General features: G+C 71.1%; 18 protein-coding genes. 8 read left to right on the top strand and 10 right to left on the bottom strand.

The genetic code is table 11. The annotated features are described in order from the left end of the window. Positions 1 to 62 precede the first annotated feature (62 nt). Positions 63 to 1,169, bottom strand: a complete 1,107-nt coding sequence (locus ACH45E_RS14140) for a MerR family transcriptional regulator (protein ID WP_361438104.1) — start codon at positions 1,167 to 1,169, stop codon at positions 63 to 65. A gap of 148 nt (positions 1,170 to 1,317) precedes the next feature. Between ACH45E_RS14140 and ACH45E_RS14135 the strand changes: the two genes are divergently transcribed. Together ACH45E_RS14135 and ACH45E_RS14130 are read left to right on the top strand one after the other, a co-directional pair. Beyond that, complete coding sequence (locus ACH45E_RS14135) at positions 1,318 to 2,214, top strand: hypothetical protein (protein ID WP_361438102.1); 897 nt, start codon at positions 1,318 to 1,320, stop codon at positions 2,212 to 2,214. Positions 2,215 to 2,324: 110 nt separating this feature from the next. After that, on the top strand, positions 2,325 to 3,155 hold the full coding sequence (locus tag ACH45E_RS14130) for an SDR family NAD(P)-dependent oxidoreductase (protein ID WP_361438100.1): 831 nt from the start codon (positions 2,325 to 2,327) through the stop codon (positions 3,153 to 3,155). Between the two features lie 18 nt (positions 3,156 to 3,173). Here the strand turns inward: ACH45E_RS14130 and ACH45E_RS14125 are convergent, their stop codons facing one another. Beyond that, on the bottom strand, positions 3,174 to 3,740 hold the full coding sequence (locus ACH45E_RS14125) for a hypothetical protein (protein ID WP_361438098.1): 567 nt from the start codon (positions 3,738 to 3,740) through the stop codon (positions 3,174 to 3,176). A 131-nt stretch (positions 3,741 to 3,871) separates the two neighbouring features. On the opposite strand from ACH45E_RS14125, the gene ACH45E_RS14120 reads away from it, so the two are divergent. Further along, positions 3,872 to 4,645: an IclR family transcriptional regulator gene (locus ACH45E_RS14120; protein WP_361438097.1), complete on the top strand. Its 774-nt coding sequence runs from the start codon at positions 3,872 to 3,874 to the stop codon at positions 4,643 to 4,645. After that, positions 4,642 to 5,487, top strand: coding sequence for an SMP-30/gluconolactonase/LRE family protein (locus ACH45E_RS14115; RefSeq protein ID WP_361438095.1), 846 nt, complete (start codon positions 4,642 to 4,644; stop codon positions 5,485 to 5,487). Before ACH45E_RS14120 ends, ACH45E_RS14115 begins: the two co-directional genes overlap by 4 nt. 51 nt (positions 5,488 to 5,538) lie before the next feature. Here the strand turns inward: ACH45E_RS14115 and ACH45E_RS14110 are convergent, their stop codons facing one another. Both ACH45E_RS14110 and ACH45E_RS14105 read right to left on the bottom strand, forming a co-directional pair. After that, on the bottom strand, positions 5,539 to 6,768 hold the full coding sequence (locus tag ACH45E_RS14110; protein WP_361438093.1) for an MAB_1171c family putative transporter: 1,230 nt from the start codon (positions 6,766 to 6,768) through the stop codon (positions 5,539 to 5,541). Then, complete coding sequence (locus ACH45E_RS14105; RefSeq protein WP_361438091.1) at positions 6,765 to 7,340, bottom strand: toxin-antitoxin system, toxin component family protein; 576 nt, start codon at positions 7,338 to 7,340, stop codon at positions 6,765 to 6,767. The genes ACH45E_RS14110 and ACH45E_RS14105 overlap by 4 nt, the downstream gene beginning before the upstream one ends. A 235-nt stretch (positions 7,341 to 7,575) precedes the next feature. Between ACH45E_RS14105 and ACH45E_RS14100 the strand changes: the two genes are divergently transcribed. After that, positions 7,576 to 9,096, top strand: coding sequence for an alpha-N-arabinofuranosidase (locus ACH45E_RS14100; protein ID WP_361438089.1), 1,521 nt, complete (start codon positions 7,576 to 7,578; stop codon positions 9,094 to 9,096). 22 nt (positions 9,097 to 9,118) lie between these two features. Here the strand turns inward: ACH45E_RS14100 and ACH45E_RS14095 are convergent, their stop codons facing one another. Continuing rightward, complete coding sequence (locus ACH45E_RS14095) at positions 9,119 to 12,085, bottom strand: beta-galactosidase (protein ID WP_361438087.1); 2,967 nt, start codon at positions 12,083 to 12,085, stop codon at positions 9,119 to 9,121. A 73-nt stretch (positions 12,086 to 12,158) separates the two neighbouring features. Here ACH45E_RS14095 and ACH45E_RS14090 point away from each other — a divergent pair, with 73 nt between their 5' ends. Both ACH45E_RS14090 and ACH45E_RS14085 read left to right on the top strand, forming a co-directional pair. Continuing rightward, on the top strand, positions 12,159 to 12,617 hold the full coding sequence (locus ACH45E_RS14090) for an Rrf2 family transcriptional regulator (protein WP_361438085.1): 459 nt from the start codon (positions 12,159 to 12,161) through the stop codon (positions 12,615 to 12,617). A gap of 155 nt (positions 12,618 to 12,772) precedes the next feature. Beyond that, positions 12,773 to 13,423 (top strand): DUF4360 domain-containing protein, encoded by a 651-nt coding sequence (locus ACH45E_RS14085; protein ID WP_361438083.1) that lies wholly within the window; start codon positions 12,773 to 12,775, stop codon positions 13,421 to 13,423. A 58-nt stretch (positions 13,424 to 13,481) separates the two neighbouring features. Here ACH45E_RS14085 and ACH45E_RS14080 read toward each other — a convergent pair whose 3' ends face one another. Then, on the bottom strand, positions 13,482 to 14,270 hold the full coding sequence (locus tag ACH45E_RS14080; RefSeq protein ID WP_361438081.1) for an intradiol ring-cleavage dioxygenase: 789 nt from the start codon (positions 14,268 to 14,270) through the stop codon (positions 13,482 to 13,484). Between the two features lie 213 nt (positions 14,271 to 14,483). On the opposite strand from ACH45E_RS14080, the gene ACH45E_RS14075 reads away from it, so the two are divergent. Next, positions 14,484 to 15,443 (top strand): arabinan endo-1,5-alpha-L-arabinosidase, encoded by a 960-nt coding sequence (locus tag ACH45E_RS14075; protein WP_361438079.1) that lies wholly within the window; start codon positions 14,484 to 14,486, stop codon positions 15,441 to 15,443. Between the two features lie 18 nt (positions 15,444 to 15,461). Here the strand turns inward: ACH45E_RS14075 and ACH45E_RS14070 are convergent, their stop codons facing one another. The 4 genes from ACH45E_RS14070 to mmsA form a co-directional block, all read right to left on the bottom strand. Next, entirely contained in the window at positions 15,462 to 17,234 is a 1,773-nt protein-coding gene (locus tag ACH45E_RS14070) for a histidinol-phosphate transaminase (protein ID WP_361438077.1), read from the bottom strand. A gap of 107 nt (positions 17,235 to 17,341) precedes the next feature. Continuing rightward, positions 17,342 to 18,496, bottom strand: a complete 1,155-nt coding sequence (locus ACH45E_RS14065) for an aldose epimerase family protein (RefSeq protein WP_361438075.1) — start codon at positions 18,494 to 18,496, stop codon at positions 17,342 to 17,344. 57 nt (positions 18,497 to 18,553) lie between these two features. Continuing rightward, on the bottom strand, positions 18,554 to 19,798 hold the full coding sequence (gene mmsB / locus ACH45E_RS14060; RefSeq protein ID WP_361438073.1) for a multiple monosaccharide ABC transporter permease: 1,245 nt from the start codon (positions 19,796 to 19,798) through the stop codon (positions 18,554 to 18,556). Continuing rightward, the gene (gene mmsA, locus ACH45E_RS14055) at positions 19,795 to 21,345 is read right to left on the bottom strand and encodes a multiple monosaccharide ABC transporter ATP-binding protein (RefSeq protein ID WP_361438071.1); all 1,551 of its coding nucleotides are present in this window, start codon (positions 21,343 to 21,345) and stop codon (positions 19,795 to 19,797) included. The genes mmsB and mmsA overlap by 4 nt, the downstream gene beginning before the upstream one ends. Positions 21,346 to 21,362: the final 17 nt, after the last annotated feature.

Genomic DNA, 21,362 nt, shown 5'->3' with positions numbered 1-21,362 from the left:
CTCCTTAAGCGTCGGGGGCTTTCGGCACCAACACCCCCTTCCTACACCAGGCCCCTCGCGTCCTACACCAGGCTTCCCGCCTCCGCCTCCACCACGTCGGCCACCACGCAGCTCACGTTGTCCGGGCCGCCGGCGGCGTTCGCCGCGTCGATCAGGGCGTGCGCGGCGCGCTCCGGGTCCGGGCCGTCGGTCAGCAGGCGCCGTATCCCGTCGTCCGGTACGACACCGGACAGGCCGTCGGAGCACAGCAGGTAGCGGTCGCCGGGCCGGACGTCGTGCAGCCGGAGATCCGGGGTGGCCGGGGACGCGCCGCCGTTCAGGGACTTCGCGAGGAGGGCGCGCTGCGGGTGGCTGGCGGCCTCCGCCGGGGTCAGCCGGCCCTCGTCGATCAGGGACTGCACCACGCTGTGGTCGTGGGTGATGCGGAACAGCTCCCCGTCCCGCAGCAGGTAGGCGCGGGAGTCGCCGATGTGCACCAGGGCCAGCCGGGAGCCCGTCCACAGCAGCGCGGTCAGGGTGGTGCCGACCTCCTCGGCCGCGCCCGGGGAGCTGCCCGCCGCCAGGTCCTGGAGCGCCTGGTTCGCGCCCTGCACGGCGTCCTCCAGCAGGTTCAGCACCCCGCCCGCCGACAGGTCCGCGCCCTCCAGGGACTTCAGCGCGTCCACGGCCGCGCCGCTCGCCGGCCCGCCCGCCGGGCCGTAGCCGTCGGCCACCGCGAGCAGCCGCCGGCCCGCGTACACGGTGTCCTGGTTGGCGGGCCGGACGTGACCGGTGTCCGTGCGGGCGCTGTAGCGCAGTTCGAGCATGGTTGTGTCCTTCCTCGGTTCCGTCTTCGACAGGCCGACCGACAGGTGGTCGACCAGGAACGCGGCGAGGTCCCGCCGTACCGCCGTCTCCGCCTCGACCCGGGCCCAGTAGGCCCGGATCTCCCGCGCGGCCTCTTCCGGAGGCAGGGCGCACACCTCGCGGATCCCGGCCAGCGGCATCCCCAGCCGCCGCAGCCAGGCCACGAGCCGGGCCCGCTGGAGCTGTTCGGCCGCGTAGTAGCGGTAGCCGGTGCCGGGGTCGACCCGGGCGGGCCGCAGCAGCTCCAGCTCGTCGTACAGCCGCAGCGCCTTGGGCGACAGCCGGGACGCCCTGGCGAAGGCGCCGATCGTCAGCATCTCCATGTGCACCTCGAAGTCCTCCGGGTCCTCCGGTTCCCGCCACCGATGCTGGGGCTTACCCGAAGGGGAAGGTCAACGGCCTGTTTCGGTCGCGGCGGAGATTGTTAGCCTGCGGGGGCCGCTGTCCCCCTCCGCCCCGAAGGAGCCCGCCGTGTCCCGCATCGCACTCGCCACCTACGACCCCGGAGCGGAGCCCAGCAAGGACCGTGATCTGCCGGGGCTGGTGCGGGCCCTGCGCGCGGCCGGGGCCGACGCGGTGGCCGCCCCCTGGGACGACCCCGACACGGACTGGGGCGGCTTCGACCTGGTCGTCATACGGTCGACCTGGGACTACAGCTGGCGGGCCGAGGAGTTCACGGCCTGGGCCGAGCGGTGCGCCAAGGTGACCCGCCTGGCCAATCCGGTCCCCGTCGTGCGCTGGAACACCGACAAGCGCTACCTCGGCGACCTCGCGGCGGCCGGCGTGCCCGTGGTCCCCACCCGTTACCTCGCACCCGGCGACGCGGTCACCGCGGACAGCCTTCCCGCCGACCACGACTTCGTCGTGAAGCCCACCTTCGGCGCGGGCGCCCGGTTCGCCGCCCGGTACACGCCCGCCGAACGGGAGACGGCCCTGCGGCAGCTCGCCCGGATGCACGCGGAGGGGCTGACCGCGATGGTGCAGCCGTACCTGACCCACATCGACGTCAGCGGCGAGCGGGCGCTCCAGTTCTTCGGCGGCCGGCTGCTGCACGCCAGCCGCAAGCGGGCGGTGCTGGCGGCCGGCACGGCCTACGACGCGGACAAGGTGGCCCACCCCGACCTGGAGCCGTGGACCCCGACCCCGGCCGAACTCTCCGTCGCCGAGCGGGCGCTGGCCTCCGTACCGGACGCGCCGGAGTTGCTGTACGCGCGCGTGGACCTGGCCGACGGGGCGGACGGGAAGCCCCGGGTGATGGAGCTGGAGCTCGTCGAGCCGAACCTGTTCCTGTTCCTGCACCCCGGATCGCTGCCCCGCGTGACGGAGGCGATCCTGGCGGCGGCCGGCGCGGACTCCGTGCAGGGGTAGCCGGCGACCGCGTCCTCCGCCCGGGCGAGCCAGGTGGCGCGGGTCCCGGGCATGCGCGTCCATGGTGTCGAGAGGCAGGACGCGAAAGGCAGGACGCACGAGGAGCCGCCGTGAACAGGGTGTGGCTGGTGACCGGGGCGAACAGCGGCCTCGGGCGGGCGATCGCCGAGGCGGCGGCCGGCGCCGGTGACGTGGTGGTCGGCGCGGTGCGGCGCCCGGAGGCGATGGACGACCTGGTCGCGGCTCATCCGGGCCGGGTGGAGGCGCTGCGCCTGGACGTGACCGACGTGGCCGCGGCCGAGACGGCCGTACGGGACGTCGTGGCGCGGCACGGGCGGATCGACGTACTGGTCAACAACGCGGGCCGCGCCCATGTCGGGGCCGTCGAGGAGACCACCGACCGGGAGCTGCGTGACCTGTTCGACCTGCACGTCTTCGGCCCGGCGGCCCTGGTGCGGGCGGCGCTGCCGCACATGCGGGAGCGGCGCTCGGGCGCGATCGTGCAGATGAGCAGCATGGGCGGAAAGGTGGCCTTCGCGGGGGGCGGGGCGTACTGCGGGACCAAGTTCGCGCTGGAGGGCATGTCCGAGGCGCTCGCCGACGAGGTGCGGGAGTTCGGCATCAAGGTGCTGATCGTGGAGCCGGGGGTGTTCCGGACCTCGATCTTCGAGACCGGGCGGGTCGGGGTCAGCGCGGACAGCGGGGTGTACGCGAAGGCGAGCGAGATCCGCGGCTTCTTCGCCGCCGCCGACGCCACCCGGCCCGGCGACCCGGCCAAGGCGGCGGCCGTCGTCCTGGCCGCGCTGGAGGCCGAGCCCACCCCGCTGCGGCTGCCGCTCGGGGAGGACGCGGTGAGTACCGTCCTGGCCCACCTGGAGCAGGTCCGCGAGGACGTCACCGGCTGGGAGAAGCAGGCCAGGGCGACGGCGTTCGACGCCTGACCCGCACGCGGCTCCCGCTCAGCGGTCCGCGCCGGCGACCGCCGTCCGCTGCAGCAGCCCCCAGGTGAACTCGGCGACCACCTCCCTGGGGACGCCGCTTGCGTCGGGGGCCGTGAAGGCCAACCCCCAGCGGGTGGGGGCGGTCCCCTCCAGGGGGCGGGCGGGGGCGAAGGCGCGGGCCGCCTCGTCGACCGTGCAGGACCAGGGGGTGAGGTCCTCGACGGTCCGCAGGGCGGGGGCCTCGGCTCCGGGGGCGCGCACCAGCCACTCGTTCCAGACTGCGCCCTCGGGCGAGACCATCACCTCGAAGCGCAGGCCGGGCCAGAGGGGGAGCGGCCACTGCCAGACCCGGCACTCCAGGTCGCCGACGGTGCGCTTGCCCTCGGACTGCGGGGGGCCGAGGACGGAGCGGTATCGGGAGGCCGCGGAGCGGGACCGGGGGGAGCGGACCATCGCCTGCCAGCGCTTGTTGGTCTCCCGCATATCGGCGACCGAGACGCCCAGTTCGTGGCGGGCGGCTTCGACCAGGTCCGGATTGTGGTCGGCCATGCGGCGCAGCAGCACCAGCTGGAAGTCGAGATCCATGGGATCCATGGTGCCCGTACCGTTCTCGCCCATTGCCCAGGAAACCGTGGATGACTAGCCTGTGTTCGTCATGCCGATCGTCTGTTGAAATCTCGAACGCAGACGCTGAGACCCAAGGGAGGGGGCCGGACATGGGACGCCTCGTACCTGCCGTGACCCGGGCTCTCGACATTCTCGAGCTCTTTCTCGACGGGGACGGGACGCTCTCCGCCCCCGACATAGTGCGCAAGCTGCAGCTGCCGCGCACCACCGTGCACGAGCTGGTCACCACGCTCGCCGCCCGGCAGTACATCGTTCCCGTGACCGGTCAGCCCGGACGCTACCGGCTCGGTGTACGCCCGTACCAGCTCGGCAGCCGCTACGCCGAGCAGCTCGACCTCGCCGCCGAGGGCCAGCAGGTGGCCCGCTCGGTCGCCGAGACCTGCGACGAGACCGTACACGTGGCGATCCTCGAGGCCACCGACGTCATCTACATCGCCAAGGTCGACTCCACGCACGCGGTGCGCATGGTGTCGGCGGCCGGGCGCCGGCTGCCCGCCCACTGCACCTCGGTCGGCAAGATGCTGCTGGCCTCGCTGCCCGAGCCGGAGCTGGGCGCGCGGATCCCGGACGGCACCGAGCTGGCCGGGATGACCCCCAACAGCATCACCGATCCGGTCGCCCTGCGCGAGGCCCTCGCCGAGATCCGGCAGCGGGGGATCGCGGTGGAGAACCGCGAGTCCAACCCGGACGTGTCCTGTGTCGCCGCGCCGGTGCGCGACCGCACCGGGCAGGTGGTGGCCGCCCTGTCCATCTCCGTGCCCATGATCCGCTGGAGCGAGGACCGCCGGGACGAGCTGGAGCAGCTCGCGGCGAAGGGCGCGGCGGAGCTGTCGGAGCGGCTCGGGCACCGGAGCGTGGCATGACGGCGTACGAGGTCGCGATACGGGCCGAGGCGGAGCTCGGTGAAGGACCGACCTGGGACGCGGCCACCGGCCGGCTGCTCTGGATCGACATCCTCCAGTCCCGGGTGCACACCTACGACCCCTCGTCGGGCCGGCGCACGGTCCGTACGACGCCCCAGCACGTGGGCGCGGTCAAGCCCCGGGCGGGCGGCGGCCTGGTCCTCAACCTCCGGGACGGCGTGGGCCTGCTCGACCCCGACGGCGCCTTCGGCTGGCTGCACCACGAACCGGTCCCCGGCCGGCGTGCCAACGACGCGGCGGTCGCGCCCGACGGGTCCCTGTGGGCGGGCACCATGCGCTACGACGAGGCCACGGGCGGCGGCACGCTGGCCCGGTTCGCGGCGGACGGTGCCGTGACGACCGTGCTGCCGGACGTGACCGTGAGCAACGGCACGGGGTGGAGCCCGGACGGCGGCCTCCTGTACTACATCGACACCCCCACGCGGCGGATCGACGTCTTCGACTTCGACGGGGAGCGGGTGTCCGGGCGGCGTCCGCTCGCGGAGATCGAGGAGGGCGCCGGTTTCCCCGACGGGCTGACGGTGGATGCCGACGGGTGCGTGTGGGTGGCGCTGTGGGACGGCGGGGCGGTACGCCGGTACACGCCGGGCGGTGAGCTGGACCGGGTGATCTCGGTGCCGGCCCCCCGTACGACCGCCTGCGCCTTCGGCGGGGCCGACCTGACCGACCTGTACATCACGACCGCCCGGACGGGGCTGGCGGCGCCGGATCCGTTGTCGGGGTCGGTGCTGGTGGTGCCGGGAGCGGGGAAGGGGCTGGCACAGCCGGCGTTCGCGGGCTAGCGGGGTCGCCGCTGCCGCTCGTCGCCCGAGGACGACGGTGCTGGCGAGCGGTCACTCGTGTGCGTGCACGCTCGCTGCCGGGGCCGTGGCTCGCGTGCGGACCGCGTCGAGGGTGTCGGGGTGCCGGAGGGCCCGGGAGACGGCCCCGATCTCCTGGAGCAGGATCGTCGTGTCGGGGAAGTCGGCCGGCTCCGACGGTTCCGGTGTGCGGCCGCGGGCCTCGACGGCGTCCAGGACGACCACCGCGGCGGCCAGTGCCCGGGCCTCGTCCGGCGGGTGGCCGAGGGCGAGCGCGGCGTCGTACGACCGTCTGCCCAGGCAGGTGTCGACGCGCCGGGCCAGCGGCAGCAGCGCGTCCCGGATGAACGTCTCCCGGCGGGTCAGCCGCAGTTCGGGCGTGGCGCGCAGCGTCAACGGCACGCCCTCGCCGCTCACGGTCCGCATCAGGTGGTACAGCGGCCGCAGCTCGCGGTGGGCGAGCCGGACCCGCCAGCGGTCGTGCAGGTACTGGCCGGCGTGCGGCAGGATGAAGCCGACGGCGGTCAGGATGGCGGACAGCGAGGCCACCAGCGGGGCGAAGTTGGTGCTCAGCCAGTCCAGGTCGTGACCGGTCCAGCGGGCGGCGACGGCGACCAGCTTGGACCAGCCGAAGACCAGGTTCAGCACATAGCCGGCGCCGAGCGACTTCAGCCCCCAGCGCAGTCTGGCGTCGAGGCCGTCGGTGTGCGCCCAGTTCCAGATCAGCCGGGATGTGATCAGGCAGGCCACGGAGTGCGCGACGAGGTAGAGGACGATCTCCTCGCGCATGAACGGGGTGTCGGCGTAGTACGTGTCCAGGTCCCGCAGCCGTTCCACGGGCGCGTCGGCGAGCGCGAACAGCACCCAGAGCGCGACGATCACCCCCGAGTAGACGGAGATGACCCAGCGCATCGCGCGCCGGGTCTCCGCCGAGCGGTCGGACAGCCCGTTGCGCCAGGCGATGATCAGCAGCAGGCAGGAGCCGCAGAACGCGGTGATGAGCGAGTAGCACCAGGGTGCCGAGATGTTGGGCACGCCGGCCAGCCGGTTGACCCGGGCGATCGTCGACGGGGTGCAGAAGACGAACACCGCGCAGGCGAGCAGCAGCAGTCCGCCGACCGCGCGCAGCAGCGGGTCCCGCCACAGCCGGATGATGGTGGGCAGTTTGATCGCCAGGGCGGCGGTGAGCACGGCGGTGGGGATCCAGAAGGAGATGTACAGCTCCCCCAGGAGTCGGGAGGGGGCCAGCGAGGGCAGGGTCACCGGGCCGTTCCTCCGCGCCCTCGGTAGCCCAGGGTGCGCTGGACGGGGTCGAGCGGGGCGCCCGGGCCGTCGCCGGAGACGTACGGCCGGAACAGGGTCGCCAGCCGGTGCCCGAAGTCGTCGGCCTCGGCCTCGTCGGCCTGCCGGGAGCCGTTGCGGGCCGCGACCGTGAGAGCGAGGTCGCGCCAGCCCGGGGCGTCGGCCAGGGCGCGGGCCGCCGCCGCCCCCACCCGGTGGTGGTGCCGGTGGCCGGCGTGCAGATGCCACAACTCATGGCCCAGGATGACCAGTTGCTGCACTGCTTCGGCCCGCTCCTCCACGATGACCAGGTCGAAGTCCTGGAACTCCACCCACAGACCGGTGACTTCTATCTCGTCGGGGAAGCGTTCGAAGCGCAGCTCGACGGGGCGCCCGCCCCGCCGCGCGCTCATCTCCTCGCACAGCGCCCGGCACAACTCGCGTACCCCGGAAGGGGCGTCGGGGCGGTCGCGGACCGCGCGGGCGAGGTCGGCGGCGAGGCCGCGCATCGCCGAACCGGGCCGAAAGCGCCGGAGTGCGCCCGCGATGTCCATCGCTCCCCCTTCGCACCGCCGGACGGCGGCTTGTCCGAGATTACGCGTTCGGATGTGTCCGCGTCATGGGCTCGCGCGACCGTGGTTCAACCGGGAACGATCGAAAGCGAACGCCGCCAGATGCTGTCGTACCCATTGACGTGAGGGCGCTTCGATTTTACGGTCCGTTCGAGGTTACGAGCGATATTCGACATTCCGAACAGACCTGAGCAGGTCCGTTCGGCGAAAGGCCCCCATGAGCAACCGCACCGCCCGCTTCACCCTCGATCCCGCCTTCACCGTCGGCGAGGTCGACCCCCGTCTCTTCGGATCCTTCGTCGAACACCTCGGCCGCTGCGTCTACACGGGCATCTACGAGCCGGGACACCCCTCGGCCGACGCCGACGGCATCCGCACGGACGTCCTCGACCTCGTCCGTGAACTCGGCGTCACCGCCATCCGCTACCCCGGCGGCAACTTCGTCTCCGGCTACAAGTGGGAGGACTCGGTGGGCCCGGTCGAGGACCGCCCCCGCCGGCTGGACCTGGCCTGGCACTCCACCGAGACCAACCGCTTCGGCCTGGCCGAGTACATCGCGTTCCTCAGGAAGATCGGCCCGCAGGCCGAGCCCATGATGGCCGTCAACCTCGGCACCCGGGGCGTGGCCGAGGCGCTCGAACTGCAGGAGTACGCCAACCACGCCGAGGGCACCGCCCTGTCAGCCCTCCGTGCCGCGCACGGCGACAAGGACCCCTTCGGCATCAGGCTCTGGTGCCTGGGCAACGAGATGGACGGCCCCTGGCAGACCGGCCACAAGACCGCCGAGGAGTACGGCCGCGTCGCCGCCGAGACGGCCCGCGCCATGCGCCAGCTCGACCCGAAGATCGAACTCGTCGCCTGCGGCTCCTCCAGCCAGTCCATGCCGACGTTCGCCGAGTGGGAGGCGACGGTCCTCACGGAGACGTACGACCTCGTCGACTACATCTCCCTGCACGCCTACTACTGGCCCGAGAACGGCGACATCGACTCCTTCCTGGCCTCCGCCGTCGACATGGAGTCCTTCATCGAGAACGTCGTCGCGACCGCCGACCACGTGGGCGCGAAGCTCAAGTCGAAGAAGAAGATCAACCTCTCCTTCGACGAGTGGAACGTCTGGTACCTGCCCGAGTGGGAGGCGCGCGCGAAGACGTTCGAGCAGGACGACTGGCCCGAGGCCCCGCGCCTGCTGGAGGACAACTACAGCGTCACGGACGCCGTCGTCTTCGGCTCGCTGCTCATCGCCCTGCTCCGGCACGCCGACCGCGTCACCGTCGCCTGCCTCGCCCAGCTGGTCAACGTCATCGCCCCGATCATGACCGAGCCGGGCGGCCCGGCCTGGCGGCAGACGACGTTCTTCCCGTTCGCGCAGGCCGCGCGGTACGGGCGCGGGCAGGTCCTGGACGTCCGCGTGGACTCACCGACGTACGGGACGCAGAAGTACGGCGAGACGGACCTGCTGCACGCCACCGCCGTCCGCGCCGAGGACGGTACGGTCACCGTCTTCGCCGTCAACCGCGACCGCACGCGGGCACTGCCCCTCGACATCGCCCTCAGCGGCCTCGACCTGACCTCGGTCGTCGAGCACAGCGTGCTCGCGGACGCCGACCCCGACGCCCGCAACACGCTCGACGCGCCCGAGAGGGTCGCCCCGCACCCGGCCGAGGGCACCACCCTGGCGGACGGCACCCTCACCGCCGTACTGGAGCCGCTGTCCTGGAACGTGATCCGGCTCGCGTAGGCCAGGACGCAGGGCAGGGGGTTCAGCGGCCGGGGGAGGCCACCGGTGTCACCGGTGCTCCTCCGGCCGCGCTGCCCAGCAGGGTCAGCCGCACCTTCCCCGGGCCCGACAGCGAGGTGAACTCGGACAGGACGGCCAGGGCCAGGGTGTTGGCGCCCCGGGTGCGCAGGATGCCGTTCGGCAGGACGAAGGTGTGCTGCGGGCCCACGTTGTTGATGTACTGGCCCATGTTCCAGCCGTTGAGGAACAGCTGGGCGCGGTAGGCCCGGTACGGGTCGTCCTCCAGGACCAGGCCCACCGAGGCGTCGATGCCGTCGGGGACCGCCAGCTTGAACGTGGTCCGGTACCAGGTCACGCCCTGCCGCCGCTCGGCACGCGGGAACCCCACCGGCTCCCAGTCCCGGTCGGCGAAGCCGGGCAGGTGCCAGCCCTCCCGCTCCCCGAACAGCCCGCCGTTGTTCTGCGGCCCGCGCACCGGATCGGGCGCGGCCTCGCCCTGCAGCCGCCAGCTCACCTTCGGGGCGCCGCCCTCGAAGGTGACCGCGGTCAGGCCGCGCGCCACCTTGTGGGTGTCGAGCCCCTTGCCGTCCTGGTCGTGCTGCATGCGCCGCACCAGGACGGACAGCACGTGCCGGCCCGGCCCGCGCAGCCTCTCCCGGACGGGGAAGACGGCCGTGTCCGCCCAGCTGCCCTGCCGGGCCGTGTCCCGGGTCGGCACCGGCATGCGGTGCGTGCCCAGCGGCTCCCCGTCCAGCCACGCCATCAGCAGGCCCTGCGTGCCGGTGCTGTAGGCGAGCGAGACCTCCTCGATGCCGGTGGCGTCCGTGAACGTACCCCGGTACCAGACGTCGCCGTAGTGGAAGCCGTAGTCGTCGGCGAACAGGACCGGCTGGTCCTTGGGCACCGGCGTGGTGCTGAACGTCGTCGTCCGGTCGGCGGCCCGCCACGTGGAGTCGTCGAAGGCGGGACCGGCCTCCGGGTTCTCCGTGCGCATCCGCCAGCCGCCCAGCTCGGGCAGCCGCACCGCCGGCACGCCGGGCAGCACCTGCGCGGCCACCAGGCTCCCGGACATCGCGACCCGGGTGGCCACCGGCCGCCCGTTCCACGTCACGCTGTCGATCCCGCGCGGCCCCCACACCTCCAGGCCGGTCTCCTGGACGGTGTCGCCGGTGAGGTGGACGGTGGAGCCGCGCAGCTCGGCGTGGCGCAGCAGCGCGGGGCCGTAGACCAGCAGGGTGCCGGACGGGGTGTCGTACGGGAACAGCCGCACCGAGTACGCCTCGTCGGCGAAGAGCAGCAGCAGTGGTGTCTCGCTCTCGCCGCGCTCCACCAGCACCCGGGTCAGCCCGCCCTGGCCGAGGGGCACGGTCACGTGCAGTTCGTCCTGGTCGTACGTCCAGGCCCCCTCGGCGTCCAGCCGGGTGACGTACGGCTCGCTCGGGCACTCCAGCACCAGATGCGCCATCTCGCCGTGGCGGCCCGTGAACAGGGCGACGTCCTGGCGTCCGGCGGTCAGCGTCAGCATCGGCTGGGCCGTGCAGTACTTCAGCTTCCGGTGCCCGAGGGAGAGCCCCGTGGTCAGCATCCGGGCGTCCCGGGCCGGGACGGTGATCTTCAGCTCGCCCGCGGCGGTGGGCAGGGTGGAGGTGACCGCCTTGCCGCCGTCGTTGCGGGCCACGTACACATGGGCGCCGGTGTCCGGATTGGTGAGGTGGTACACCTTCAGCCCGGCCGCCTTCACCTCCGCCGCCCGGTCCAGCTTGGCGAAGTCGGGCACGCGCTGGAGCATGTGGCCGAGCTGGTGCATCGGCACGATCTTGCCGGTGACGTTGCGGGCCTCGTCGAGGGCGGCGCCGTAGTCGTACGACGTGTACACCACCGGCGCGGGCAGCCAGCCCCAGGAGGTGCCCCCGAAGGTCATGTACACGTTGTGCAGGGTGATGCCGTTGGCCAGGTTGGTCAGGTAGAAGCGCCGCTCGTACGCCGCGTCCCGGGTGCGCCGCGACTCGGCGTACCCCTTGCCGCCGAACCAGGCCCCGCCCCACGGATCGAACCAGCCGCCCCCGAACTCGGGCACGAACCCGGGCGTACGAGGGCTCGCGGTCGCCCCGCCCCCCGGCCCGCCCGGACCGAAGTGCCCCCAGTCCGGCGGCACCTGGGACGGTGACGGATACCCGTCGAAGCCGTACAGCCACCGCCCCTTCTCGCCGCCGGTGTCGAACGAGCCGGGGGTCCAGTAGCCGTTGCGCCCCTTGTCGTTGTGGAAGAGGGGTACGTCGATCCCGTCCGCCCGCACCTTCCGGTACAGGTGGGACATGTAGTTCCGGCCGGCCGGCTCGTCGACGTGGGCGTCGTACTCGTTCTCGATCTGGTACAGCAGGACCGTGCCGGTGCCCCGCGTGAACAGATGCCGGCGCGCGATCCGGTTCACCGCGGTCAGCCACTCGTCGACGTGACCCAGATACGTCGGGTCGTCGGTGCGGGCGGCGCCCTTGGTCGCCGTCAGCCAGCCGGGGAAGCCGCCGCCGTCGATCTCGGCGTTGATGTACGGGCCCGGGCGCAGGATCACGTACAGCCCGGTCTCGGTGGCCATGCGCAGGAACAGGTCCAGGTCGCGGACGCCCGTGAAGTCGTACTTCCCCGGGGCGGGGGAGTGGTAGTTCCACGCCACGTAGACACTGACCGCGTTGTAGCCGTGCGCCCGCATCTTCTGGAGCACGTCACGCCACAGGGACGGGCTGGGCAGCCGGAAGGGGTGCATCTCGCCGGACCACAGCACCAGCCGGTGGCCGTCGACGACGAGCGAGTAGTGGTCGTGGTCGACGGTGTGCCGCCGCCCGTCCGCGCCGGGCGGCGCGGGCGCCGGGCCCGTGGGCACGCTGCGCGCCGCGTACGCCGAGGGCGCCCCGGGGCCGCCACTGCCGCCCAGGGCGAAGCCGAGCGCGGCGGAGCCGGCGAGGGCACTGAAGGTACGTCTGCTGAGCGCCAAGGGATCCTCCCGGGCGATCTTACGGGGACCGGGTCCGGCCATTCTCCATGGACCCACGCCCCACAATGGACACATGAGGATCTCGGCACGGGCGGATTACGCGGTACGGGCGGCACTGGAGCTCGCCGTACGGCAGGGTGACGGCCCGGTGAAGGCGGAGGAGATCGCCGCCGTCCAGGACATTCCGCACAAGTTCCTGGAGGGCATCCTCGGGGATCTGCGGCGCGCCGGGATCGTCGAGAGCCGGCGTGGCGGGGGCGGCGGATACCGGCTGGCCCGCCAGGCCTCGGCCATCACCGTGGCCGACCTCATCCGCGCGGTCGACGGCCCGATCGTCTCGGTCCGCGGCGAGCGGCCCACCGGGCTCGCCTACACCGGCACCGCCCAGCCGCTGCTGCCCCTGTGGATCGCGCTGCGCGCCAATGTGCGGCGCATCCTGGAGGGCGTCACGGTCGCCGACCTCGCGGCGGACGCGCTGCCGGAGCCGGTACGCAGGCTGGCGGAGGAGCCGGCGGCCTGGGAGAACCCGTGACCGTGAAATTCCTGTTGTGAATGGCCGGAGTTGACCCTGCCCGGCCCGGGTGGCGTGTCCCTACGATGCGAACGCCCTCCGGCCTTCACAGGTTTCACACAGTTTCTTCTGAGGCCCGGGGCGACCCACCCCCCACTCGAGAACAGGAAGAAACCATGGCTCGAGGCCTCCTCCTGAGCGGCGCGGTGGCCGCGCTGCTCACCAGCGCGATACCCGCGCACGCGGATTCCCCGGTCGTCACCAACCCGCCCCCGGACAAGATCGTCATCGACGTCGCCACGGTGAACGGCTCCGGCTGTCCCCAGGGCACGGCCGCCGTCGCCGTCTCCCCGGACAACACGGCCTTCACGGTGACCTACAGCAGCTACCTCGCCCAGGCCGGCGGCAACTCCGACCCCACGGCGTTCCGCAAGAACTGCCAGCTCAACCTGATCGTCCACGTCCCGCAGGGCTTCACCTACGCCATCGCCAGCGCCGACTACCGCGGCTTCGCCTCGCTCCAGCGCGGTGCGAGCGGCACACAGAAGGCCTCGTACTACTTCCAGGGCTCCCCGGACACCTCGGCCAAGAACCATCCGTTCAGCGGTCCGTACAACGACGACTGGCAGGCCACGGACAGCACCGACGTGGCCCAGCTGGTCTACGCCCCCTGCGGCGTGCTGCGCAACTTCAACATCAACACCGAGATCCGCGTCAACGCGGGTACGGCGTCGCCCGGCAAGGTCAGCTTCATGACCATGGACTCGACCGACGGGGACATCAGTACGACCTACCACATGGCGTGGAAGGCCTGCCCGGCCTCCTGACCCGGGGAACCCTGCCCGCCCGGCGAGGCCGGACGGGCAGGGTCGTCGTGCGGAACCGTCAGCTCGAGACACCCAGCGTGAGCGTGCCGGTGTACCCGGAGGAGGTGGAGCTGCCCAGGGCGGTGAGGGTGAGGAGGCCGGACGAGGCGCCACCGTCGTCGTAGATGCCGTCCTGGGCGAGGGTGGTGCGGGTGACCGTGTTGGTCGAGTACGGCGAGATCTTGGCCACCGCGGCCGTGATCGTCTCGCTGCAGAACAGCTGACCGGTGTGGACGGTCCTGCCGCCGGTGAACGATCCGTCGGAGGTCAGGGTGACGCCCGTGTGCACCTTGACGTGGATGTGGATGCAGCGGCCGCGGTACCAGCCCGGGTAGATCGTCGTGAGGCTGGCGACGCCGCTGGAGTTCGTGAGAACGCCGCCGCGCAGGAAGGTGCCGTCGTCCGACTCGTTGTGGCCGTTGTTGCCGACGTAGCCGGAGTACTCGCCGAGCGCGTCGCAGTGCCAGATCTCCACCAGGGCGTTGCTGATGGGCGTGCAGGCGGAGTTGACCACGGTCAGGGCGAGCTTGAGCGGGATGCCCGCCTTGCCTTCGGTGATGTCGGCGCGGACGAGCGCTCCGTCCAGGTAGTAGGGGCCTTCGGTCATCTCCTTCGTGAGGGTGCAGACGGCCGCGGCGGCGGCCGGAGCGGTGTCCGGTGTCCGCGCGGCGGCGGAGGCCGCCTCGGGGGCGGCAGCGGCGCCTACGGCCAGGGCCGCTGCCGTCGTCCCGGTGGCGATCAACACGGTGCGGCGTCCGACCGAGCGGTCGTCGGAGCCGGCCTCTTGTGTGTGTGGGGTATCTGTCATGGACACGGCAGCGTAGGGAGGCGTGCTGTCCGTAGGCTGTCAGTTCGGCAAAGTGACAGGACGTCAAGGCTCCGGTTGGCCAAGGGCCGCGGGGGAGCCGGTTCGGCGCCGCAACTGTCGAAGAGTTTCGGGTGGGTGCGCGGGCCGTTGACGCGGGGCGGGCCCGAACTTACGTTCCGCCTCGTCCGCCCCCCACCCCCCCCAGGAGCCCGCGTGAGCCGCCGCACCGCTCTTCTCGCCCTGCCCGCCGCCGTCCTGCTCGCCCTCGTCCCGACGACCGCCTCCGCCTACCCCGGTCCGGGCAAGGTCACCGGTGACGTCGTCGTGCACGACCCGACGATGATCCGGTCCTCGTCCGGGCGGTACCTGCTCTACGCCACCGGGGGCGGCCTCGGCTACAGGACCTCCACCGACCGGACCGCCTTCAGCGCGGGCGGCGACGCCTTCGGCAGCAAGCCGGGCTGGTGGTCGTCGTACGCGACGGAAGCCTGGGCGCCCGACATCTCGTACCACGGGGGCAAGTACCTCATGTACTACGCCGTCTCGACCTTCGGCTCCAACAAGTCGGCGATCGGGCTGGCCGGTTCCGCCACCGGGCTGCCCGGCTCCTGGACCGACTACGGCGTCGTGTACACCTCCACCACCTCCAGTGACTACAACGCCATCGACCCGAACCTCTTCGTCGACGACGACGGCACGTGGTGGCTGTCCTTCGGCAGCTGGTGGACGGGCATCAAGATGATCCGGATCGACCCGTCGTCCGGGAAGCAGTACTCGGGCGACACCACCCGTTACTCCATCGCGTCCCGGCCGACGGGCAGCAAGGCCGTGGAGGCCCCGTACGTCGTCGAACGGGGCGGCTACTACTACCTCTTCGCGTCCTACGACGTCTGCTGCCAGGGCACCAGCTCGACGTACAAGGTGAAGGTGGGGCGCGCCACGAGCGTCACCGGGCCGTACTACGACAAGAGCGGCACCGCGATGACCAGCAACGGCGGCACCGCCGTGCTGGAGTCGCACGGCAGCGTCATCGGGCCCGGCGGGCAGTCCGTCATGAGCGACTCCGACGGTGACCTCATCGTCTACCACTACTACGACGGCAACGACAACGGCACGCCCAAGCTCGGCATCAACCTGCTGAACTGGAGCACCGGCTGGCCCGTCGCGTACTAGCCCGGCGGCCCCGGCGGGTTACCCCGTCTGTCCCATGCCGGCCGCGTTCGGCCAGCTCTGTGCGTTGGGCCAGCCGGTGGCCGGGGCCGGGGTCAGGCCGGCGGCGGGGGCCGGGGCGGTCATGCCGCGTACCTGGGCCGCGGTGAGACCGCCGCGGGCGGGGACGCCCGGCGGGGTGGGGCCGGTCGCCGCGGGGGCGGGCACGGGCACGGGTACCGGTGCGGGCGCGGGGACAGGCGTGGGCATGGGGGCGGGGGTGGGGAACGGTGCCGGGACGGGCATGGGCGCGACCGGCTGGGGGGCCTGCTGCGGCATCTGCTGGGGCATCTGCTGAGGAATCTGCTGAGGGATCTGCTGAGGGATCTGCTGAGGGATCTGCTGTGGCACCTGCTGGGGCATCTGCTGAGGGATCGCCTGCGGCACCTGCTGCGGAACGGCCTGAGCTGCCGCCGGCATCGGCATCCCGCCGCCTACCGACGGTGCGGCGGCGGCGGGGAGCGGCATGCCGGTGCCGGCGGCCGGGGCGACTGGCAGCCCCGGGGTGGGGCCGGCGGCGATGGCCTGCGCGGCAAGCCCCATCATTCCGGCCCCGTTGGTCTCGCTGACCAGCCGGTCAACAGCCGCCGTACCCGAGCTGTAGTTGGTCCCTGTACCCAGCTCGGGTACGGCGGCTCCCCTCCTGGTCCCGTAGAGCACCGACTCCAGGCCGGATACCAGGCGACGCACGTCGACCTGGGGGCGCACCACGAGCCGCAGGAAGCGGCTGGACGAACCGATCTTGTTGCCGCACTCGCGGACCAGGATCCGGTGCTCGGTGAGCATCCGGTCCCGGACCACGGTGCCTTCGGCGCCGACGGGAAGGCGCACGAAGAGGAAGTTGCCCTGGGAGGGGTACACGGTCAGCCCGGGCAGTGCGGAGAGCTGGCTGGCCATGTCGAGGCGGTCGCGGCGCACCTGCTGCAGGCTCTGCGCGTACTCGGCGCCGTGCTCCTTCAGCATGAACACCACGTGCTCGGCGAAGGAGTTGAGGTTCCACTTGGGGAGCATGGAGCGGACCTTGGTCGCGAGGGCGGGGTTCGCGACCAGGTAGCCGAAACGGATGCCGTGCAGGCCGAAGTTCTTGCCGAGGCTGCGGAGCACGACCACGTTCGGCCGCAGCATCGCCTCCTGGACCACGCTCGGGTCGGCCTCCGCGTCGGCGAACTCCAGGAAGGACTCGTCGACGACCACGAGGTCGAGGTCGGCCATCGCGTCCATGAACTGCACCACCTGCTGCTTGCGCAGGTAGCCGCCGTCGGGGTTGTTGGGGTTGCAGATGACCGCGACCCGGGTGCCGCGGGCCCGGATGAACTCGCCGTACTGGGTGAGGTCGAGGGCGAAGCCGCTCGATTCCTGGAGCGGGAACATGTCCACCCGCTTGCCGGTCTCCATCGGCTGGTCGGTCCAGCGGCCGAAGGTGGGCACCGGGATGGCGAGGGACTCGCGGACCAGCAGGTGGTCGATCCAGGTGATGAGTTCCGTGGAGCCGTTGCCCATCGCGACGCAGCTCGGCGGGAGCTGGAGGAGGTTGCACAGCTCGGCCGTGATGGTGTCGGCGCCGCTGGGGTAGTACGTGATGATGTCGCGCAACCGGGCCGCCATGGCCTCGAACATGGCGGGAGTGGGGAAGTAGGGGTTGCACGGGATGCAGAAGTCCACCGGGCCCGACCCGTCGCCCTCGCGCGTCAGCGCCGCCATCGAGGGGCTGTGCGCCGCCGTGTTGCGGAACAACGAGGTGACGTTGTCAGCCAAGGAAACCTCCGTTTAAGGGTGGCCCGTGCGGGGGAGCACGGGCCACCCTTGAGTACGGAGACCGGCGGGCCGCCGTTCAACGCGTGTGCAAGAAGTGTGACTTCACCTCACGCGCTGAAGGTGTGGACCGTCCTCGTCCGGTACGTCTGCCCGGGCCGGAGCACGGTCGACGGGAAGGACGGCTGGTTCGGCGAGTCCGGGAAGTGCTGCGTCTCCAGGCACAGGGCGTCGCCCTGGCGGTAGGTGTGGCCGCCGGTGCCGGTGAGGGTGCCGTCGAGGAAGTTGCCCGAGTAGAACTGGAGTCCGGGCTGGTCGGTGGCGATCTTCAGGGTGCGGCCCGAGTGCGGGTCGTGGAGCGTGGCGACGTGCTCGGGCTTCGCCGTGATGCCCTTGTCCAGGACCCAGTTGTGGTCGAAGCCCTTGGCCTGCACCTGCTGGACGTGGCCGGCCCGGATGTCCCGCCCGATCGGCTTGGTCTTGCGGAAGTCGAAGGGGGTGCCGGAGACCTTGGCCAGCTCGCCGGTGGGGATCAGGCCCGAGTCGGTGGGGGTGTAGCGGGAGGCGGCGATCGTGAGCTCGTGGTTCTCGATCGTGCCGCTGCCCTCGCCCGCCAGGTTCCAGTAGACGTGGCTGGTGAGGTTGACGACGGTGGCCTTGTCGGTGGTGGCCTCGTAGTCGATGAGCCAGTCACCGTGCTTGGTGAGGGTGTAGGTCACCTTCGCCTTGAGGGTGCCGGGGTAGCCCATCTCGCCGTCGATGCTGGTGTAGTGCAGGTGCAGGCCGACGTCGGAGCCCTTGGTGAAGGGTTCGACGTCCCAGATGTGCTTGTCGAAGCCCTGGGTGCCGCCGTGCAGACTGTTGACGCCGTCGTTGACGGACAGCTGGTAGGACTTGCCGTCCAGGGTGAACTGGCCCTTGCCGATGCGGTTGCCGTAACGGCCGATGAGGGCACCGAAGTACGGGGTCTTCGCCACGTAGTCCTCGATGTTGTCGAAGCCCAGCGAGACGTTGGCGTGCCGGCCGTGCCGGTCCGCGATCTCCAGGCACTGGACGACGCCGCCCCAGTTGAGGACCTTCAGCCGGGTGCCGCCGTTCTCCAGCGACCAGCGGTAGACCTTCGTGCCGTCGGCGAGCTTGCCGAAGAGCTCCTTCACCGGCTTCCTGCCTCCCGAGGCGGCCTCGGCCGTGCCCGTGCCGAGGGTGGTCGCCGCGATACCCGCGGCCGCGGCTCCTGCTATGACCGTGCGTCGGTTCAGTTCCATATGTGCGGCTCCTAGAAGAAGAAGGGCCCCGCCGTTTCCGGCGGGGCCCGAGCTGACTTACGAACCGGACTTGCGCTTGTTCCACACGTCGAAGCCGACCGCGGCCAACAGGGCGAGGCCCTTGATGACCTGCTGCCAGTCGGTGCCGACACTGAGGAGGTTCATGCCGTTGTTCAGCACACCGAGGACCAGGCCACCGATGATCGCGCCGAGGACGGTTCCCACACCGCCGCTCATGGACGCGCCACCGATGAACGACGAGGCGATCGCCTCGAGCTCGAAGTTGAGGCCCGCCTTCGGCGAGGCCGCGTTCAGGCGGGCGGCGACGACCAGACCCGCCAGGGCCGCGAGCACGCCCATGTTCAGGAAGACAAGGAAGGTGACCTTCTTGTCCTTGACGCCGGACAGCTTCGCCGCCGGCAGGTTGCCGCCGATCGCGTAGATGTGACGGCCGAAGACGGCGTTGCGCATCAGGTAGCCGTAGCCGACCACCAGCAGGGCCAGGACGATCAGGATGATCGGCGCGCCCTTGTAGCTGGCGAGCAGCATCGTGACCGTGAGGATCGCGGCGACGATGGCGACGAGCTTGAGCAGGAAGAGGTTCCTGGGCGCCACGTCGAGGGCGAACTCCTGCTGCCGCTTGCGGTCGCGGATCTCCTGGACGACCGTGAAGGCGATCAGGGCGAAGCCCATCAGCAGCGTGATGTTGTGGTAGTTGGTGGTCGGGCCGACCTCCGGCAGGAAGCCGTTGCCCATCTTCTGCAGACCGTCCGGGAACGGACCGAGGGTCTGGCCCTTCAGGAGCATCTCCGTCAGGCCGCGGAAGATCAGCATCCCCGCGAGGGTGACGATGAAGGACGGTATGCCGAAGTAGGCGATCAGGAAGCCCTGTGCCGCGCCGGCGGCCGCGCCGATGGCCAGGCACAGCAGCAGTGCGAGGGGCCACGCCACACTGTGCTGCACCGTCAGCACGGCCGCGAAGGCGCCGGTGAACGCCGTGAGCGAGCCGACCGACAGGTCGATGTGACCCGCGATGATCACCAGCATCATGCCGATCGCGAGGATCAGGATGTAGCTGTTCTGGAGCACCAGGTTGGAGACGTTGCGCGGCAGCAGCAGGTCGCCGCTGGTCCACACCTGGAACAGGACCACGATCAGACCGAGGGCGATCAGCATGCCGTACTGGCGCATGTTGCGGCGCAGACCGTCCAGCATCAGCTGGAGCAGCCCCTGGCCGCCCGCCGATCCGCTCTTGCCCGGCGGCGCGGGGGCCGGGGTCTTGGCGGTCACATCCGTGCTCATCGGGTTACCTCTTTGTCCTTCGTCATCTGGCGCATCAGCGATTCCTGCGAGGCCTCGGCCCGGGAGAACTCGCCGGTCAGCCGCCCCGCGGCCATGGTGTAGATGCGGTCGCACATACCGAGCAGCTCAGGCAGCTCGGAGGAGATGAAGACGACCGCCTTGCCCTGGGCGGCCAGCTGGTCGATGACCGTGTAGATCTCGTACTTGGCGCCGACGTCGATGCCGCGCGTCGGCTCGTCCAGGATCAGCACATCGGGACCCGCGAAGATCCACTTGCTGAGGACGACCTTCTGCTGGTTGCCGCCGGACAGCTTGCCCACCGGCTCGAACACGGTGGGCGCCTTGATGTTCATCGACTTGCGGTAGCCCTCGGCGACCTGCCGCTCCTCGTGCTCGTCGACCACGCCCCGCTTGGCGACCTTCTTCAGCGCGGTCAGCGAGATGTTGCGGTTGATGGTGTCGATGAGGTTGAGGCCGTAGTGCTTGCGGTCCTCGGTGACGTAGGCGATGCCGTTCTTGACCGCCTCGGCGACGGTCTTGGTACGGATCTCCTTGCCGTCCTTGAGGACCGTGCCGCCCGCGTACCGGCCGTAGGAGCGCCCGAAGACGTTCATGGCCAGCTCGGTACGGCCGGCGCCCATGAGGCCCGCGATGCCGACGATCTCCCCGCGCCGCACCTGGATCGACACGTCGTCGACCACCTTGCGCTGCTGGTCGATCGGGTGGTTCACGGTCCAGTCCCGGATCTCCAGGGCCGGGGCCGCGCCCTTCTCCGGCTCGTGCGGGGTGCGCTCGGGGAAGCGGTGGTCGAGATCGCGGCCCACCATGCCGCTGATGATCCGGTCCTCGGTCGTCTCCGCCGACTTCACGTCGAGCGTCTCGATGGTGTGCCCGTCGCGGATGATCGTCACCGAGTCCGCCACCTTGCGGATCTCGTTGAGCTTGTGGGAGATGATGATCGAGGTGATGCCCTGGTTCTTCAACTCCAGGATGAGATCGAGGAGTTTGTCGCTGTCCTCGTCGTTCAGCGCCGCCGTCGGCTCGTCGAGGATGAGGAGCTTCACCTTCTTCGACAGCGCCTTCGCGATCTCCACGAGCTGCTGCTTGCCCACGCCGATGTCGGCGACGCGGGTCTCCGGGTGGTCGGTCAGACCGACCCGGCGCAGCAGCTCCGTGGCGTGCCCCAGGGTCTTCCGCCAGTCGATGAACCCGCCCTTGGCGTGCTCGTTGCCGAGGAAGATGTTCTCCGCGAGGGAGAGGTACGGCGACAGCGCGAGCTCCTGGTGGATGATCACGATGCCGTGCTGCTCGCTGGCCCGGATGTCCTTGAACTCGCAGGTCTCACCCTCGAAGAGGATGTCGCCCTCGTAGGTGCCGTGCGGATGGACGCCGGAGAGCACCTTCATCAGGGTGGACTTGCCGGCGCCGTTCTCCCCGCAGATGGCGTGGACCTCGCCCTGCCGGACCGTCAGCGTGACGTCCGACAGCGCCTTGACACCGGGAAAGGTCTTGACGATCGAGCGCATTTCCAGGACGGGTCCCGCCATGGTTGTGCCTTCCAATC

It is taken from the genome of Streptomyces sp. NPDC020299 (assembly GCF_044387825.1).
GTDB lineage: Bacteria > Actinomycetota > Actinomycetes > Streptomycetales > Streptomycetaceae > Streptomyces.
Note: the sequence above shows the minus strand (reverse complement) of the source record. Positions and strands in the feature narration are given on the sequence as shown.

Excerpts from the sequence above, each read along its gene's own strand:
- ACH45E_RS14080 (WP_361438081.1), bottom strand. The coding sequence starts at position 14,270 with ATGACAGATACCCCACACACACAAGAGGCCGGCTCCGACGACCGCTCG.
- ACH45E_RS14105 (WP_361438091.1), bottom strand. The coding sequence starts at position 7,340 with ATGGACATCGCGGGCGCACTCCGGCGCTTTCGGCCCGGTTCGGCGATG.
- mmsA (WP_361438071.1), bottom strand. The coding sequence starts at position 21,345 with ATGGCGGGACCCGTCCTGGAAATGCGCTCGATCGTCAAGACCTTTCCC.
- ACH45E_RS14140 (WP_361438104.1), bottom strand. The coding sequence starts at position 1,169 with ATGGAGATGCTGACGATCGGCGCCTTCGCCAGGGCGTCCCGGCTGTCG.
- ACH45E_RS14115 (WP_361438095.1), top strand. The coding sequence starts at position 4,642 with ATGACGGCGTACGAGGTCGCGATACGGGCCGAGGCGGAGCTCGGTGAA.
- ACH45E_RS14100 (WP_361438089.1), top strand. The coding sequence starts at position 7,576 with ATGAGCAACCGCACCGCCCGCTTCACCCTCGATCCCGCCTTCACCGTC.
- ACH45E_RS14120 (WP_361438097.1), top strand. The coding sequence starts at position 3,872 with ATGGGACGCCTCGTACCTGCCGTGACCCGGGCTCTCGACATTCTCGAG.
- ACH45E_RS14065 (WP_361438075.1), bottom strand. The coding sequence starts at position 18,496 with ATGGAACTGAACCGACGCACGGTCATAGCAGGAGCCGCGGCCGCGGGT.
- ACH45E_RS14090 (WP_361438085.1), top strand. The coding sequence starts at position 12,159 with ATGAGGATCTCGGCACGGGCGGATTACGCGGTACGGGCGGCACTGGAG.
- ACH45E_RS14125 (WP_361438098.1), bottom strand. The coding sequence starts at position 3,740 with ATGGATCTCGACTTCCAGCTGGTGCTGCTGCGCCGCATGGCCGACCAC.
- mmsB (WP_361438073.1), bottom strand. The coding sequence starts at position 19,798 with ATGAGCACGGATGTGACCGCCAAGACCCCGGCCCCCGCGCCGCCGGGC.
- ACH45E_RS14085 (WP_361438083.1), top strand. The coding sequence starts at position 12,773 with ATGGCTCGAGGCCTCCTCCTGAGCGGCGCGGTGGCCGCGCTGCTCACC.